The organism is Vibrio artabrorum (assembly GCF_024347295.1).
GTDB lineage: Bacteria > Pseudomonadota > Gammaproteobacteria > Enterobacterales > Vibrionaceae > Vibrio > Vibrio artabrorum.
Genome location: NZ_AP025458.1, coordinates 2563302 through 2580893, shown reverse-complemented (window position 1 = coordinate 2580893; position 17592 = coordinate 2563302). Strand labels below are relative to the sequence as shown.

The 17592-nt window shown below is 45.5% G+C and carries 15 protein-coding genes; 14 read left to right on the top strand and 1 reads right to left on the bottom strand.

The features are described 5' to 3' along the window. The 5 genes from rnc to acpS all read left to right on the top strand — a co-directional run bounded on the left by rnc (position 1) and on the right by acpS (position 3666). Positions 1 to 678, top strand: a complete 678-nt coding sequence (gene rnc, locus OCU36_RS11500; protein WP_261838115.1) for a ribonuclease III — start codon at positions 1 to 3, stop codon at positions 676 to 678. Continuing rightward, positions 671 to 1642 (top strand): GTPase Era, encoded by a 972-nt coding sequence (gene era, locus OCU36_RS11495; protein WP_261838114.1) that lies wholly within the window; start codon positions 671 to 673, stop codon positions 1640 to 1642. Before rnc ends, era begins: the two co-directional genes overlap by 8 nt. A 102-nt stretch (positions 1643 to 1744) precedes the next feature. Next, entirely contained in the window at positions 1745 to 2473 is a 729-nt protein-coding gene (gene recO, locus OCU36_RS11490; protein WP_012604785.1) for a DNA repair protein RecO, read from the top strand. Then, the gene (pdxJ, locus tag OCU36_RS11485; protein WP_009847651.1) at positions 2470 to 3207 is read left to right on the top strand and encodes a pyridoxine 5'-phosphate synthase; all 738 of its coding nucleotides are present in this window, start codon (positions 2470 to 2472) and stop codon (positions 3205 to 3207) included. Before recO ends, pdxJ begins: the two co-directional genes overlap by 4 nt. A gap of 78 nt (positions 3208 to 3285) precedes the next feature. Further along, on the top strand, positions 3286 to 3666 hold the full coding sequence (gene acpS / locus OCU36_RS11480) for a holo-ACP synthase (protein ID WP_017077798.1): 381 nt from the start codon (positions 3286 to 3288) through the stop codon (positions 3664 to 3666). A 125-nt stretch (positions 3667 to 3791) separates the two neighbouring features. Here acpS and barA read toward each other — a convergent pair whose 3' ends face one another. After that, on the bottom strand, positions 3792 to 6605 hold the full coding sequence (gene barA / locus OCU36_RS11475) for a two-component sensor histidine kinase BarA (protein ID WP_261838113.1): 2814 nt from the start codon (positions 6603 to 6605) through the stop codon (positions 3792 to 3794). 165 nt (positions 6606 to 6770) lie between these two features. Between barA and rlmD the strand changes: the two genes are divergently transcribed. The 9 genes from rlmD (at position 6771) to truD (ending at position 17528) form a co-directional block, all read left to right on the top strand. Further along, the gene (gene rlmD / locus OCU36_RS11470; protein WP_261838112.1) at positions 6771 to 8090 is read left to right on the top strand and encodes a 23S rRNA (uracil(1939)-C(5))-methyltransferase RlmD; all 1320 of its coding nucleotides are present in this window, start codon (positions 6771 to 6773) and stop codon (positions 8088 to 8090) included. A 136-nt stretch (positions 8091 to 8226) separates the two neighbouring features. Continuing rightward, positions 8227 to 10449 (top strand): GTP diphosphokinase, encoded by a 2223-nt coding sequence (gene relA / locus OCU36_RS11465; RefSeq protein WP_261839732.1) that lies wholly within the window; start codon positions 8227 to 8229, stop codon positions 10447 to 10449. A gap of 227 nt (positions 10450 to 10676) precedes the next feature. Next, the gene (gene mazG, locus OCU36_RS11460; RefSeq protein WP_261838111.1) at positions 10677 to 11492 is read left to right on the top strand and encodes a nucleoside triphosphate pyrophosphohydrolase; all 816 of its coding nucleotides are present in this window, start codon (positions 10677 to 10679) and stop codon (positions 11490 to 11492) included. 132 nt (positions 11493 to 11624) lie between these two features. Further along, positions 11625 to 13265 carry a CTP synthase gene (locus OCU36_RS11455; protein ID WP_261838110.1) on the top strand — a complete coding sequence of 547 codons (1641 nt, stop codon included), beginning with the start codon at positions 11625 to 11627 and terminating at the stop codon, positions 13263 to 13265. Positions 13266 to 13343: 78 nt separating this feature from the next. Then, positions 13344 to 14642 carry a phosphopyruvate hydratase gene (gene eno / locus OCU36_RS11450; RefSeq protein WP_017056575.1) on the top strand — a complete coding sequence of 433 codons (1299 nt, stop codon included), beginning with the start codon at positions 13344 to 13346 and terminating at the stop codon, positions 14640 to 14642. A 352-nt stretch (positions 14643 to 14994) separates the two neighbouring features. Continuing rightward, the gene (gene ftsB, locus OCU36_RS11445; RefSeq protein ID WP_261838109.1) at positions 14995 to 15276 is read left to right on the top strand and encodes a cell division protein FtsB; all 282 of its coding nucleotides are present in this window, start codon (positions 14995 to 14997) and stop codon (positions 15274 to 15276) included. Then, positions 15276 to 15977, top strand: coding sequence for a 2-C-methyl-D-erythritol 4-phosphate cytidylyltransferase (gene ispD / locus OCU36_RS11440; protein ID WP_261838108.1), 702 nt, complete (start codon positions 15276 to 15278; stop codon positions 15975 to 15977). The genes ftsB and ispD overlap by 1 nt, the downstream gene beginning before the upstream one ends. Before the next feature lie 2 nt (positions 15978 to 15979). After that, a complete protein-coding gene (gene ispF, locus OCU36_RS11435; RefSeq protein WP_261838107.1) occupies positions 15980 to 16459 on the top strand; it encodes a 2-C-methyl-D-erythritol 2,4-cyclodiphosphate synthase in 480 nt (159 codons plus the stop codon). 22 nt (positions 16460 to 16481) lie between these two features. Further along, positions 16482 to 17528 (top strand): tRNA pseudouridine(13) synthase TruD, encoded by a 1047-nt coding sequence (gene truD / locus OCU36_RS11430; protein ID WP_261838106.1) that lies wholly within the window; start codon positions 16482 to 16484, stop codon positions 17526 to 17528. The last annotated feature ends 64 nt before the right edge of the window (positions 17529 to 17592 follow it).

Here is a 17592-nt window from a genome sequence, read left to right as displayed (position 1 = left end):
ATGAATTCTCCAATTGATAAACTAGAGAGAAAGATTGGCTATCAGTTTAATGATGCCGATCTTATCCATTTGGCGCTGACTCATCGCAGCGCCGCGGGTAAACATAACGAACGTCTTGAGTTTCTGGGCGATTCAATTTTAAGTTTTGTTATCGCGGATGATCTTTACCACCGTTTTCCTAAGGTAAATGAAGGTGATATGAGCCGCATGCGTGCAACTTTAGTGCGTGGTCATACATTGGCAGAACTAGGTCGTGAATTCGAGCTAGGAGATTACTTAAAATTAGGTCCAGGTGAGTTGAAGAGTGGCGGTTTCCGCCGTGACTCTATTCTAGCGGATGCTGTTGAAGCGATTATCGGGGCTATCTATTTAGATAGTGATACTGAGATGGTGCGCAGTATCATTTTAAGCTGGTACCAATCTCGCCTGGATGCGATTCAACCTGGTGTCTCTCAAAAAGATCCAAAAACTCGCTTACAAGAGTTTTTACAAGGTCGAAGAAATCCTCTGCCTGTCTACACAGTGACTAATATTAAAGGTGAAGCACATAACCAAGAGTTTACGGTTGAGTGTGAAGTGGCAGGTGTGGATAAACCTGTTATCGGTAAAGGTACTAGCCGCCGCAAGGCAGAACAAGCGGCTGCTGAAACAGCATTAGAGCAACTAAGCAATGTCTGATAACAATCAAGATTTCGATATCGATGCATTCTTTTCATCGGATAGCAAAAAAACCGTATTACCGGAAAACCAACACTGTGGCTTTATCGCTATCGTGGGTCGACCAAACGTTGGTAAATCGACGCTTCTGAACCATATTTTGGGTCAGAAAATCTCGATCACATCACGTAAACCTCAGACGACACGCCACCGTATTATGGGCGTAGAAACTGAAGGTGATTACCAAGCGATCTACGTTGATACTCCTGGACTTCATATCGAAGAAAAGCGTGCAATCAACCGTTTGATGAACCGTGCGGCGAACAGCTCACTGAGCGATGTAAACCTAGTATTTTTCCTTGTTGACGGTACTCACTGGACTGACGACGATGAAATGGTACTGAACAAGCTGAGAAAAACAGATTTCCCAGTGGTCCTTTGTATTAACAAGGTAGACAACGTTCAAGACCGTACTGACGTGATGCAGCACATGATGGAAGTGTCTAAGAAGATGGACTTCCTTGATGTTGTACCAATCTCGGCGAAGCAAGGTAAGAATATCGATGTACTGCGTAAGCACGTGCGTAACGCTTTACCTAAAGCGACGCATCACTTCCCTGAAGAGTACGTAACGGATCGTTCACAGCGCTTTATGGCCTCTGAAATCATCCGTGAAAAACTGATGCGATTCACAGGCGAAGAGCTACCTTACTCAGTAACGGTTGAGATCGAGCGTTTCGATTACAACCCTGATAACGATGGCTTCCACATCAATGCTTTGATTCTTGTTGAACGTACTGGTCAGAAGAAGATGGTGATTGGTAAAGCGGGCGAGAAGATCAAAACGATTGGTCGTGAAGCGCGTATCGACATGGAAGAACTGTTCGGTCGTAAGGTTTACCTAGAGACTTGGGTTAAAGTTAAATCTGGTTGGGCTGATGATGAGCGTGCACTTCGCTCGTTAGGCTACATCGACGATCTATAATATATTGAACGTCACTTTCTGAGATTAAGAAAGTTGAACTGAATATAATTTCAAGAGAGAGTGCGAACTCTCTCTTTTTGTATCGGTAAGAAGGGTAAGTGATTGAGCGAAGGGTTACAGCGATGCTTTGTGTTGCACCGTCGACCATACAGTGAGTCGAGCCTAATTCTGGACGTCTTCAGTGAAGAGTATGGAAGGGTGACGTTGATGTCTAAAGGTGCAAGGAGTAAGCGTTCTAATTTGAAAGGGGCATTGCAACCTTTTACGCCGCTACTGCTTAAGTGGTCTGGCAATGGTTCAATGAAAACGTTACGCCAAGCCGAACCCATCAGCTTGGGGCTTCCTCTTGCCGGTATTAATCTGTATTCCGCTATGTATGTCAATGAGCTAGTTGGCCGTGTGTTGATGGCTGAAGTGGCCATGCCCGCATTTTTTCACGACTATCTTCATGCTTTAACCGAACTCGCTCATAATGAGAACCCTGAGCCAGCGCTACGTCGTTTTGAATTGGCTCTACTTTCCGCTATGGGGTATGGCGTCGACTTTTTGCATTGTGCTGGTACCGGTGAAGCGATCGATCCAAGTATGACTTATCGCTATCGAGAGCAGAAAGGTTTCATCGCTTCTGTACGTCGAGATAACCTGACATTTATGGGCGATGAACTTATCGCAATTAGTGAACGTAGGTTTATCACTAAAGAGCAGTTAAAAGCAGCAAAACGCTTTACACGCATAGCCTTAAAGCCGTATCTTGGCGGCAAACCATTAAAAAGTAGAGAGCTATTTATGCCAACAATAGCCCTCTCTAGAGCACGGAGTATTGGAAAATGAGCTCAATCCTTTTAGGCGTTAATATCGACCATATTGCTACACTACGTAATGCACGTGGTACTAAATACCCAGATCCAGTACACGCAGCTGAAATTGCTGAACGTGCGGGTGCTGATGGCATTACCATTCACCTGCGCGAAGATCGCCGTCATATAGTTGATCGCGATGTACGTATTCTTGCTGAGACAATCCAGACTCGCATGAACTTAGAGATGGCAGTGACCGACGAGATGGTGCAAATTGCACTCGATACTAATCCTGAGTTCGTTTGTCTAGTTCCAGAAAAGCGCGAAGAGCTGACCACAGAAGGCGGCTTGGACGTGGTTGGTCAACTTGAAAAGATCAAAGCAGCGACGGAAAAACTGTCGGCTGCAGGTATCAAAGTATCTCTGTTTATCGATGCAGATCGTGAGCAAATCGACGCAGCAAAAGCGTGTGGCGCACCGTTCATTGAACTGCATACTGGTCATTACGCTGATGCGAAAACAGAAGAAGATCAGCAAGATGAGCTTAAAAAGATTGCTGCAGGCGCAAGCTACGCGGACGATCTTGGTATCACAGTGAATGCGGGTCATGGTCTGACTTATCATAACGTAGCGCCGATTGCGGCACTTCCTGAGATTTACGAGTTGAACATCGGTCACTCGATCATGGGACGCGCAGTCTTTGATGGTTTGAATAAAGCCGTTGCAGACATGAAAGCCGTGATGGAAACAGCACGCAACAACGCTTAATTTTCTAGACAGTAAGCGTTAAGTCGTAAGCGACTAATTAGTAGAGTTAATAGATAGAAGCTTGGTAGTAGGGTAAACATGGCTGTTGTTGGATTAGGTACAGATATCGCAGAAATCGAACGTGTTGAAAAGGCGCTGTCACGAAGTGGCGACGCTTTTGCTCAGCGTATTTTGACCGACTCTGAGTTTGAAGTATTTCAGCAACTGAAGCAAAAAGGACGTTACCTTGCAAAACGCTTTGCTGCCAAAGAAGCGGCCTCTAAGGCGTTGGGCACGGGTATCGCGCTGGGTGTGACCTTTCACGATTTCGAGATTTCAAACGATGAGCATGGCAAGCCCGTTCTAAGCCTACATAAAAAGGCGCGTGAAATCGCAGAAGCGAGTGGTACAAAGTCGATTCATCTGACTATTTCCGATGAGCGCCATTATGCGGTGGCGACGGTACTACTCGAGTCATAAATAGATTACCGTTACTCTATAATCTAGTGCTCTAGGTTCTAGACAGAAAAAAGCAGAGCTTATGAGCTCTGCTTTTTTATTGGTGGGAAACCGTCGAACGAATAGATGAGAGTAACAAGTACTCGCTAGGTCTTGGCGGATTTCAAGTAATGAATCGCGGTTGCTTGAACCTTATCTAATTCATCCTGAAGTTCGAAAAGCTCCGGTTCGATGTCTTCAACAGAAGTACCAGAACGCAACTCGCGTTCTATCGTTGCACATACCGATTTTAGCCTTGGCACACCACTGTATGAGCTGCTGCCATGCATCTTGTGGATGATGTGTATCAGTTGCTCAACGGGGTAATCACTGTCTTCTATTGCTTTGTCTGCGGCCTCATAAACCTCAGGGATGAAATCTACGAGCATCTGCAACATGTCTCGGGCAAGGTCTTCTTTATTGGCGGCTTGCTTCAATGCGGCTTGCCAATCAATGATGATGTCTTTATGCACGCTGGTTTCCGTTTCTGAAACCTGACTATTATGGATTTCAGTGGAAACGGCAGGATGATCTGGGTCTATCTTTTCGATGTGTTCAACTTTAGAGAGTGGGCTCCAGTGAATCAATACTTGCTGCAAGACATGCTCTTCGATTGGCTTGGTTAAGTAGTCATCCATGCCCGCGTCAAGCAGTCGGTCACGTTCACCAATCATCGCATGGGCGGTAACGGCGATTACAGGTGTATTCGCATGGTTCGGCAGTTTCTTAATGTTCTGACAAGCCGTCACCCCATCCATTTGTGGCATTTGAATGTCCATAAAAATGATATCAAATGGTATTTCGGTCGCTTTGTCTATTGCCTGCTGACCACTGGTACAGCTGATGACAGTTTCGACACGCTCTTTGAGTAGTGCGGTGATCAGCTTAAGGTTGGCTGGGTTATCATCGACCGCCAATACCGTAAGCGGAAGTTTCTCTTCGGAATGTGTTTCAATCGCAGGTGCAATTAAGGTTGGTGCTTGGTTAGACACCAACGTTTGCAGTAGTTTCTTACGAGATAGAGGCTTGGTAATGCATTGCACATCCACCTCTTTCATCAGTTGTTCACCGAGTGCCAGCTCAGTACTTGGCGTGCCAATAATTACGTTCTGAGCAATTTTTTTAGCCCCAATCGCCCAACCACTTACGGTATCGAATTGGTAGTCTTGGTTTGCCGCAAGGTTAAGCAGGACGTAGTCATACGAGATTGACTCATCCGGCATCACCGAACGATAAGTGACGATCAAGCCTTCTTGAGTCAAGGTTTGCTGAGTAATTGAAGCCGCTTGCATGTTGGGTTCGATCAACAGTAACTGTTTATCTTGGAGACACTGAGTATCAATCAGTTCTGTCATCGGCATATCGGTGGTCGAAAGTCTTAATGTAAACCAGAACGTTGAACCTTGGTGTAGGCGACTAGTGAGGCTGATCTCTCCCCCCATTTGGCTAACAAGCTTCTGAGTGATAACCAGACCTAAGCCTGTACCGCCATAGCGACGAGAGATACTAGCATCGGCTTGGCTGAAGGCTTGGAATAGTTGGGCTTGTTGACGCTCAGAGATACCTATACCGGTATCTCGAACCATGAATTGTAGTTCGATGTTGTCTTCACTTTGTGAGCGAAGCTCAACGCTGATATCAATGTTGCCTCGCTCTGTAAACTTGATTGAATTGCCAACGAGGTTGGTTAGGATTTGTTGAATACGCAATGGATCGCCAACAACACCAGGTGGCACTTTCGGATCGATCTTAAGGGTCAGTTCTAGGCCTTTCTCATGAGCATTCGTTGCTTGAAGATTCACGACTTCCTCAAGACTCGCTTGTAACTCAAAAGGAATGTTTTCTAGGGCAAGCTTGCCGGCTTCCAGTTTCGAGAAGTCCAAGATATCGTTAATGATGCTCAGCAGATTGTTCGCCGAGCGTTCGATGGTTAGCAGGTAATCGGTTTGGCTGTTCGATAGGTGAGTCTTAAGCATTTGACGAGTAAAGCCAATCACTCCGTTGAGTGGCGTTCTCAGTTCGTGAGACATGTTTGCTAAGAATTCAGACTTAACACGTGCTGCTTCTTGTGCTCGTTTTTTTGCTATGTCTAATTCGACGTTTTGAATTTCTAGTTGTTCAAGTGTTTCGCGCAGATCCGATGTCGCTTGGTCGATACTGTGTTGCATCTCAACGTGATATTCAGATAACGATACTGCCATCGCGTTGATCCCGTTTTTGAGTGAGTCGAGCTCACCATGCATTTTACCTTCGATACGCACATCTAAATGACCTCGACGGATGCGGTCAACCATGTTTTTCATGTGTGTGATTGGTTGAGTGACATCGTGCATTAAACGGAAGGCAAAGACGGCCGAAAGGCCAAGTCCGAGAATAAGAACCAAGAAAGCAGAAAACACTTCTTGATACTGTTGTAACCGTAATGAAGACAGGTCGAGCTCAATCGCGATATAACCGATCGCCTGGTTAGCTTCAGATTGACCATTGGCTGAGTTGATGTACTGCCCTTCTGAAATGATAGGCGTCCGAAGAATCAGTGTATTATCGATGAGACTTGATGAGCTCAAGTGCGGTATTGGCTTATCTTTCGGGTAGGTCAGGCTTTCAAAATTAGGGTGGAAGTTTGAGGTCACAAACAGCTCATGATGCTTATCAAATACCGCGATACTGCGCACCAGTTTGGAATTCTTTCGGTGTGCATAGCTAATCAGCTGACGAACAGACTCTCGACTTCCGAGCTTCATCCCTGATTCACTCGCAATCGCCAGTGGTTCAATGATACTCGTCCCTGTGTTAACCACCAGCCCTTCAAGGTCTTGATAGCGGTTAAATGAGAAAAATGCACTCAATAGCAACCCAATAATCAGGGTAGGAGCTAGAGTTAAGGTGATTACACGGGCTCTTAAGCCATATCTGTTCATGTTCTTTAATTACATCGAGGTCTGGATATGGGAAAATAACGCACACAAGGGCGGTTAAGTGAACGGTAAGCTTAATCAAAGCCGTGACGTTCGACAATGATTCCAAGGCATAATAGTGAGTCCTGGATACCAATTACTCATTAAAAGAGACATTAGGCACAAGTAATGGCACGTTTTTTCCAACCAAAAAAGAAAACTCAATTCGAGACAAAGCATCAATCGGTTTTGGTTGAGCGAATGGATCACAATGGCGCGGGCATCGCTTATCAGAAGAATAAGCCGGTTTTCATTGACGGTGCATTGCCTGGTGAGCAAGTGGTCATTCAGTTGACTGAAAGCAAGAGTAAATTTGCGCGAGCAAAACTCATCAAATTACTGAAGCCGAGCGAGCAGCGTTTAACGCCATTTTGTAAGCACTTTAATCAGTGTGGTGGTTGCCATCTTCAACACCTGAGTTACGCTTCTCAGGTGGAGCATAAATTGCAGTCTTTGACACACCTGATGAGCCAGTATCAAACGATTGATACTCAGCTAGCCCAACCTATTCTTGGTGATGAAACCGGTTATCGACGCCGCGCTCGTATCAGCCTATTTGTTGATAAGAAGACACAGCAGCTTCAATTCGGTTTCCGTAAGAAACAGAGTAAGATGATTGAAAACATCACTGACTGTGCCGTGCTGGATCCTCGCCTTAATGTATTACTGCCAAAACTGAAAAATTTACTCAACACTTTCAACAACCTTACGTCTTTAGGACACGTTGAATTGGTGTTGGGCGATACTGGTCCGGTTATGGTGCTACGTCACCTTAAGCCTTTGCTTGAAAAAGATAAGCAAGCGTTGATTGCGTTAGCTAACGAAGAAGGCGCTACGCTGTACTCGATGCCTGAAACCGATAAGTTGGTTCGTTGGGTGGGTGATGCACCTTCTTATAGCGAAACTGGCGTGACGTTACCGTTTGAGCCAAACCACTTTATCCAAGTGAATCAGAAAGTGAACCAGCAGATGGTGGCTCAAGCGATTGAGTGGCTAGAGCCTCAAGCTGATGAGCGAGTGCTAGACCTGTTTTGTGGTCTAGGTAACTTCAGTTTACCTATCGCACAACAATCGGCGTTTGTGGTTGGTGTGGAAGGGGTGGATGAAATGGTTCAGCAAGCCACATCTAATGCAGCGTTAAATCAGTTAAGCAATGTAGCTTTTTATCAAGCGAACCTGGAAGAAGACTTATCTTTGCAAGCTTGGGCAAAAGAGAAATTCGATAAAATTCTACTTGACCCAGCACGAGCTGGAGCGAGTGGGATCGTGGATCAAGTTTCGACGTTAGGAGCGAAGCGCGTGGTTTATGTTTCCTGTAATCCTGCTACTCTAGCGAGAGACTCCGAGAGCTTAGAAAAGCAAGGCTATCGGTTAGCTAAGTTGGGTATGTTGGACATGTTCCCTTATACTAGTCATCTCGAGTCGATGGCACTCTTTATTAAGGCTTAGAAGCCCTTCAACAAGGTTTGAGTGACATGTAAAGGTACAGGGTAGCCGCCTGTGCTGATATCAATATGAGTCGAACTAACTTGGAATCAGTTAGTCATATTGAGTTGGGTATAAACATAATAACTAGGAAGACATGATGGTTGCGGTACGAAGCGCACATTTAAACCCAAGCGAACAGTTTGAGCTAGACAGTTGGATTGCGTCACTGAATCAAGATGCAAAAACCTCAAATAAACTGAATAAAGTTTATCGTCACTGTGAAGAGCTATTAAAAGATCATGAGCAAGCGTCGCTCTTGCTTTGGCGTGGTCGAGAGATGATCGAAATTTTGGTCACCTTGTCCATGGACCGTGCAACATTAGTCGCCGCGCAACTCTTCCCCGTGGTATCAAGTGGCGTTTTTGAACGCGAAGTATTCGAGGAAAGCTACGGTAAAGAAACCGTAAAATTGATTGATGGTGTTGAAGAAATGGCGGCCTTAGGGCAGCTCAACGTGACCATTGAAGGCAGTGCAGCCTCGGGACAAGTTGACAACGTTCGACGCATGTTGTTGGCAATGGTGGATGATTTTCGCTGCGTGGTCATCAAACTTGCGGAGCGAATCTGTAACCTCATTGAGGTAAAAAAGGCCCCTGATGCTGTGCGCCGCGCAGCCGCTAAAGAGTGCTCTAACATCTATGCGCCTCTTGCAAACCGTTTAGGCATTGGCCAGCTTAAGTGGGAAATCGAAGATTACGCATTTCGCTATCAACAGCCAGACACCTACAAGCAGATTGCTAAACAACTGTCTGAGCGTCGTATCGTCCGCGAGCAATACATCACAGACTTCGTTGATGATTTAACGGAAGAGATGCTGCGTTCAAACATCAATGCAGAAGTCAGCGGACGACCAAAACACATCTACAGTATCTGGCGCAAAATGCAGAAAAAAGGCTTGGCCTTTGATGAGCTTTTTGACGTACGGGCGGTACGTATCATCGCTGATCAGCTTCAAGATTGTTATGCAGCCCTCGGTATCGTACACACCAAATATAAACACCTACCCAGTGAATTTGATGATTACGTGGCGAACCCTAAGCCAAACGGTTACCAATCGATTCATACTGTGGTTTTGGGTCCAGAAGGCAAGACCATTGAAATTCAGATCCGTACCAAGCAAATGCATGAAGACTCGGAGCTGGGCGTGGCTGCGCACTGGAAGTACAAAGAGGGCGCTTCAAGCGGACGCAGTGGTTACGACGAGAAAATCACTTGGTTGCGTAAACTTATTGATTGGCAAGAAGAGATGTCGGATTCTGGCGAGATGCTGGATGAAGTTCGCAGTCAAGTGTTTGATGACCGTGTTTATGCCTTTACACCACGCGGTGATGTGGTCGATCTGCCGATGGGTGCAACCCCATTGGATTTTGCTTACCATATTCACTCCATGGTTGGACACCGCTGTATTGGTGCTAAAGTCGCGGGACGTATCGTACCGTTTACTCATAAATTATCGATGGGCGATCAGGTTGAAATTATTACCCAGAAAGAACCGAACCCATCACGTGACTGGTTAAATCCAACCACAGGTTTTGTTCATTCGAGTCGGGCTCGTGCCAAAATTAACGCATGGTTCCGTGCTCAAAGCCGCGAGAAGAACCTAGAAGCTGGCCGAGATATCCTTGAAGTGGAACTCGCGAAAATCGGTGCAACGTTAAAAGATGCAGATCAATACGCACTGAGACGCTTTAACGTCAACACGCCTGACGAGCTCTATGCCGGTATCGGCAGTGGCGACTTGCGCATTAACCAAGTGGTTAATCACATCAATGCTTTGGTTAATAAACCCACAGCGGAAGAAGAAGACAAGAAAGCGCTAGAGAAATTGCTTGAGTCGGAAAATAAGCCAGCACAGCAAAGTCGTCCTAAGAAAGATGCAGTTGTAGTGGAAGGGGTTGATAATCTAATGACCCACTTGGCTCGTTGCTGTCAACCTATCCCGGGAGATGTAATCAAAGGTTACATCACTCAAGGTCGAGGCATCTCCGTGCATCGTGCTGATTGTGAGCAATTGGGTGAGCTTAATTTGCACGCGCCAGAGCGTATTATTGATACAGTTTGGGGCAATGGTTTTGTCGGTTCTTACATTCTAACGTTACGTGTTGAAGCCTTAGAGCGTAATGGCTTGTTGAAAGATATCACCGCACTGTTCTCGAATGAAAAGATCAGCGTGACGACAATGAAGAGCCGTACTGACTATAAACGTCAACTGTCGGTCATGGATTTTGACTTGGAGTTGACCAATATTGAGGTTTTAAGTCGTGTGACCAGCCGAGTCGAGCAGATCAAAGATGTAATGAGCGTCAAACGCCTCGGCTAAAATTCTCGTCATACTTGAAGCTGATGGCGTTGTTGCCTGCGCGCACTCGCTCAATCACATAGGCAAGCTATGCTCAGGAGTCTCGCTTGCTTGTCGCCTAGCCACAGCTTCAATTATTTAGAGAATTAGACAGTATCAATAAAGGTGAGTGGTTTTGGCTGCTCACCTTTTTAGTTTTATAAGACGTTATAAATTTAAAAATCAAAGACAGTAATAGGAAGAAAACGATGAATCACCCGATTGAACAACTTGAACAGATCATGACTAAGCTGCGCGATCCAGAAGGTGGCTGTCCTTGGGATTTGAAACAAAATTTTGAAACCATTGTGCCGCATACTATCGAAGAGACCTACGAAGTAGTGGATGCGATTCACAACAAAGACTGGCCGAACCTACAAGAAGAGTTGGGTGACTTACTGTTTCAGGTGATTTTCTACAGCCAACTGGCGAAAGAGCAGGGGCTATTTGAGTTCTCTGATGTGGTTGACGGCATCAATGAGAAGCTCACGCGCCGCCATCCGCATGTGTTTTCTGATACCGAGTTTGCGAACGATGAAGAAATCAATGCCAACTGGGAAGCTGAAAAAGCCAAAGAAAAGGCACAGGCAGGAAAAAATCAAGAAAGTATTCTAGACTCAATACCAAACTCTCTACCTGCACTTTCGCGTGCTACAAAAATTCAAAAACAGGTCGCGAAATATGGTTTCGATTGGGACTCTATTGGTCCAGTTGCGAACAAGGTTTTAGAGGAAGTTGATGAGGTGCTAGAGGAAGCACTTCAAGTGACGCCAAACGAAGATTTAGTGGAAGAAGAGTTGGGGGATTTACTGTTCGCGACGGTTAATTTGGTCCGTCATCTAGGTAAAAACCCAGAATTAGCTCTGGCAAAAGCCAATCTAAAGTTTTCACGTCGCTTTAAAGGTGTGGAACAAATCGTCCGTCAACAAGATAGAGTTTTGACCGATTTTTCACTGCAACAGCTTGATTCCATGTGGGATGAAGTCAAAGTGGCGGAGAAAAGTTCAGCAAAGCTTTTATCATGAATTGATTTGAAGCAAAAAATAAAAAATAGCAGTGTGATAGATTTCACGTTGTGGCGATACGGGGCTTCTGGTATATTTTCATCCCGTCCAGAAGTAATCCATTTCCCTCATTCAACCAATTTCAGGTTAAACATGACGACAAATTACATTTTTGTTACTGGCGGGGTTGTATCCTCTCTAGGTAAAGGTATTGCAGCAGCATCTCTTGCGGCTATTTTAGAAGCTCGTGGTCTTAAAGTGACTATGATGAAGCTTGACCCTTACATCAACGTTGATCCAGGCACAATGAGCCCGACTCAACACGGTGAAGTGTTCGTTACGGAAGATGGCGCTGAAACTGACCTTGACCTTGGTCACTATGAGCGATTCATTCGCACCAAAATGACTAAGCGTAACAATTTCACAGCAGGTCGTGTTTACTCAGACGTTCTCGCTAGAGAGCGTCGTGGTGATTACCTAGGTGCAACCATTCAGGTTATCCCACACATCACTAATGCTATCAAAGAACGTGTAATATCTGGCGCTAACGGTCACGATATCGCGATCGTTGAAGTGGGTGGTACGGTTGGTGATATCGAATCTCTACCATTCATGGAAGCGATTCGTCAGCTAGCCGTAGAACTAGGCCGTGAACGCGCAATGTTCATGCACCTGACTCTTGTTCCTTACCTAGCTGCTGCGGGTGAAGTGAAAACCAAGCCAACGCAACACTCTGTAAAAGAGTTGCTATCGATTGGTATTCAGCCTGACATCCTAGTTTGTCGTTCAGACCGTAACATTCCTTCGAACGAGCGTAAGAAAATTGCTCTGTTCTGTAATGTGCAAGAAAATGCCGTTATTTCTATGCGCGATGTTGACTCTATCTACAAGATCCCTCAGCTTATTAAAGCTCAAGGCACAGATGATCTTGTATGTAAGCGCTTCGGCATTACTGCTCCAGAAGCAGACTTGTCTGAATGGGAGCAAGTCATTTACGAAGAAGCAAACCCAACGGGTGAAGTGACGATTGGTATGGTTGGTAAGTACATTGAACTACCAGACGCATACAAATCCGTAAATGAAGCGCTAAAACACGCGGGCTTGAAAAATCGCCTAAGCGTTACTATTAAATACGTAGATTCACAAGACGTTGAGTCTCGTGGTGTCGAAATTTTAGAAGGCCTAGATGCAATCCTAGTTCCTGGTGGCTTTGGTGATCGTGGTGTTGAAGGTAAGATTCTTGCTGCTCAATACGCTCGTGAAAACAAAGTGCCGTACTTAGGTATCTGTCTAGGTATGCAAGTTGCACTTATCGAGTACGCTCGTAACGTTGCGAAAATGGAAGGGGCACACTCTTCTGAATTCTGTACTGAAACTAAGTACCCAGTTGTAGGTCTTATCACTGAGTGGACTGATGGCGAAGGTAACGTTGAAGAGCGTACAGAAACATCTGACCTTGGCGGCACAATGCGTCTTGGATCACAGCTTTGTCACCTAGCTAAAGGGACGAAAGCTTATGAACTATACGGTAGCGCGACGATCCATGAACGTCACCGTCACCGTTACGAAGTGAATAACAATCTTCGTCCGCAAATTGAAAAAGCGGGCCTAAAAGTATCGGGTCTATCTGCGGACAAGAAACTGGTTGAAGTTATTGAGAACCCGAACCACCCATGGTTCGTTGCTGCTCAATTCCACCCAGAGTTCACTTCAACACCTCGCGATGGTCACCCATTGTTTGCAGGTTTCGTAAAAGCAGCTGGTGAGTACCAGCGTGGCGAATTAGAGAAGTAAAAAATACAGGTAGCTGCGTAAGTTGTGCTGCTACCTTTAAATTTGACATTTATATATTCAACGAGAAGGAAACATTCAATGTCTAAGATCGTTAAAGTTCTAGGTCGTGAAATCATCGATTCACGTGGTAACCCAACTGTAGAAGCTGAAGTACACCTAGAAGGCGGTTTCGTCGGTATGGCTGCTGCTCCATCTGGTGCATCAACTGGTTCACGTGAAGCTCTTGAGCTACGTGACGGCGACAAATCACGTTTCCTAGGTAAAGGTGTTCTTAAAGCGATTGAAGCTGTAAACGGCCCAATCGCTGAAGCGCTAGTGGGTAAAGACGCTAAAGCACAAGCTGACGTTGACCAAATCATGCTTGACCTAGACGGTACTGATAACAAGTCTAAGTTCGGCGCGAACGCTATCCTTGCTGTTTCTCTAGCGAACGCTAAAGCTGCTGCTGCTGCGAAAGGCATGCCTCTATACGAGCACATTGCTGAGCTAAACGGTACTGCTGGTCAGTTCTCTATGCCTCTACCAATGATGAACATCATCAACGGTGGCGAGCACGCTGATAACAACGTTGACATCCAAGAGTTCATGATCCAACCAGTTGGCGCTAAAACTCTTAAAGAAGGTCTGCGTATCGGCGCTGAAGTATTCCACAACCTAGCTAAAGTTCTTAAGTCTAAAGGCTACAGCACTGCAGTTGGTGATGAAGGTGGTTTCGCTCCTAACCTTAAATCTAACGCTGAAGCTCTAGAAGTTATCGCAGAAGCTGTTGCAGCTGCTGGTTACGAACTAGGTAAAGACGTTACTCTTGCTATGGACTGTGCAGCATCTGAGTTCTTCGACAAAGAAGCTGGCATCTACAACATGAAGGGCGAAGGTAAAACTTTCACTTCTGAAGAGTTCAACCACTACCTAGCTGAACTAGCGAACAACTTCCCAATCGTTTCTATCGAAGACGGTCTTGACGAGTCAGATTGGGATGGTTTCAAGCACCAAACTGAACTTCTAGGCGACAAGCTTCAAATCGTTGGTGACGATCTGTTCGTTACAAACACTAAGATTCTTGCTGAAGGTATCGAGAAAGGCGTAGCTAACTCTATCCTTATCAAGTTCAACCAAATCGGTTCTCTAACAGAGACTCTAGCTGCTATCAAGATGGCTAAAGACGCTGGCTACACTGCAGTAATCTCTCACCGTTCTGGCGAAACTGAAGATGCAACTATCGCTGATCTAGCGGTAGGTACAGCTGCAGGTCAAATCAAGACTGGTTCTATGAGCCGTTCTGACCGTGTTGCTAAGTACAACCAACTTATCCGTATCGAAGAAGCTCTAGGTTCTAAAGCACCTTTCAACGGTCTTAAAGAAGTTAAAGGTCAATAATCTCTCGTAGATTATTAATCTAAGCTTTGAATGCCTCGCTTATGCGGGGCATTTTTTTTGCCTAAAATTCGTCATTCCATAGAGCGACGAAGGAGAGAGTAGGGAATCTCCTCAAAAATTCGGCTCGCTGTAAGAGATCGCCAACTCATTCGTCCCTCATTCTTGAGGATGACAGTATTGGTTTCGTCATTCTAGACTGACGAAGGAATAGGGAATCTCATCACGGGTTTCGAATAACAATATTTTCCCGACTAATTAATTCCCTTTCACCACACATCTCGCACCACTAGGCGCATTATGGTATATATGTCCCTTACTCCAGTTCCTTATTTTTCAATCGGCGAAAGGTGTTATGCGAATTTTTGCTTTAGTACTATTTTTAGTGTTGGGTTGGCTACAACATACACTGTGGCTCGGCAAAAATGGTATCTCTGACTATTACGGTGTGAACAACGAAATTCAAGTTCAACAACAAGTAAATGAAAAACTGCACATTCGAAATGCTGAGATGTTCGCGGAGATCGACGATCTACGCCAAGGCCTAGATGCGATTGAAGAGCGTGCGCGTCATGAGCTTGGTATGGTCAAAGATGGCGAAACGTTTTATCGCATTATTGGTGAGGAATCCGATTAATGTCGACTCAACTTCAAAGCGTGATTGCCGTTGTACCTGCGGCGGGTGTGGGTAGCCGAATGAAGGCAGACCGCCCTAAGCAATACCTTAAAATCCACGGCAAAACAATTTTAGAGCACACCGTTGAGAAATTAATATCTCACCCACAAGTCTCTCAAGTTGTGATTGCGATCAGTGATGATGACCCGTATTACCCTGAGCTTGCACTTAACCTGAACTCACAAGTGCTCAGAGTGTCAGGTGGAAGCGAGCGAGCGGACTCAGTACTCTCTGCTTTAAACTATATTGCTGAGCAACAGCTCGGTGATTGGGTGATGGTTCACGATGCTGCAAGACCTTGTGTTCAGCTAAGTGATATCGATAAGTTGATTTCAGGTGCGATGAACCATGATGTAGGGGCTATTTTGGCCGCTCCCGTTCGTGACACGATGAAGCGAGGTGCCCAAGGGCAGATTGAGCATACCGTTGAACGAGCCGATTTATGGCATGCACTTACGCCGCAAATGTTCAGAGCAAAGCCTCTGTGGAATGCATTAAGTGAGGCGTTGCACCAAGGTGCTTCGATTACTGATGAAGCCTCAGCCTTTGAATTGAAAGGTTTATCACCCGCTTTAGTGGCAGGGCGTTCAGATAATTTTAAGATTACTCAGCCGGAAGATTTAGCGCTTGCTGAGTTCTATTTAAGCCAGAATAAGGAATAGTGATGATTCGTATTGGTCATGGCTTTGATGTACATAAGTTTGGTGGTGAAGGCCCGGTAATCATTGGGGGAGTCAGCATCCCTTACGCGCAAGGTCTTATTGCACACTCAGACGGTGATGTTGCCCTTCATGCGTTGTGTGACGCTCTATTGGGGGCCATTGCTGCGGGGGATATTGGTCGTCATTTCCCTGATACCGATGATGAATGGAAAGGTGCGAATAGCCGTGAACTACTGAAAGATGTTTACCGTCGAGTAAAAGAACAAGGTTACGTGATTGGTAATGCTGATATTACTATCATGGCGCAAGCTCCAAAGATGGCACCTCATATAGACGCTATGTGCCAAGCGATTGCTCAAGACCTAGAAACCTGCATCAGCAATGTGAATGTAAAAGCGACGACCACTGAGCGTTTAGGTTTTACAGGTCGCAAAGAGGGCATCGCATGTGAAGCGGTGGTCCTAATTACTAAAAGTGCGTAAGCACCAACACGAAAAGAACAGCATGTCAGATATTTTATCTTCATTGGCTTACCTAAATGGTAAACCAACTGCGAAAGCAAAACTAAAAGCAAAAGCCGAACACTTTGTCGTCAATGAAGACTTAGGTTTTGAGTTTACTGGTGAAGGCGAACACCTAATGGTTCGTATTCGTAAAACTGGTGAAAACACGAGTTTCGTAGCAAACGAACTGGCTAAAGCTTGCGGTGTTAAGTCGAAAGACGTCAGCTGGGCAGGTTTAAAAGACCGTCACGCGGTGACTGAGCAGTGGTTGAGTGTGCACCTACCGAAAGGTGAGCCTGACTTTTCAGCTTTCTTAGCACAGTACCCAAGCATTGAGATCTTGGCGACAGCGCGTCACAACAAAAAGTTACGTCCGGGTGATTTAGTTGGCAACCAATTCGAGCTGACTTTGTCTGAAGTCACGGATTGCGATGATGTGATCAAGCGTTTAGAAAAAGTTGCACAAGTCGGCGTGCCAAATTATTTCGGTGCTCAACGCTTTGGTAATGAAGGTAATAATTTATCTGAAGCTCGTCGTTGGGGGCGTGAAAACGTTCGTACGCGCAATCAAAATAAGCGCAGTTTGTATCTCTCTGCGGCTCGTTCTTGGATCTACAACTTAATCCTTTCCGATCGAATTGAGCAAGATGCATTTGCATCGGTATTGGTTGGCGATATTGTCGTGAAAGACGGCGCTCAAATCGCGGTTACGGCAGACAATATCGAAACGGTAAACCAAGACGTCGCGAATGGCTCAGCATCGGTTACTGTTGCTTTGGCGGGGGATAATATCTTGCCAACGACTGATGAGTCTCAAGCGTTAGAGCAAAAACATCTTGATTCTGAACCTGATCTCATGGCGCTGATTCGCGGTAACCGCATGCGCCATGACCGCCGTGAAGCATCGTTAAAACCAACCGATCTAACTTGGGAAGTGAATGAAGATAGTGTCACTCTTAAGTTCTCTCTAGACGCAGGCTGTTTCGCAACCGCTATCGTTCGTGAGTTGGTTGAAGAAGTGCAAGTAGAAAGAACCTACGAGCAATAACGCTTCTGCTTGGAGCCGGGTCACTTGATATTGGCATTTAAGTGGCTTGGTATGGGAACAAAAG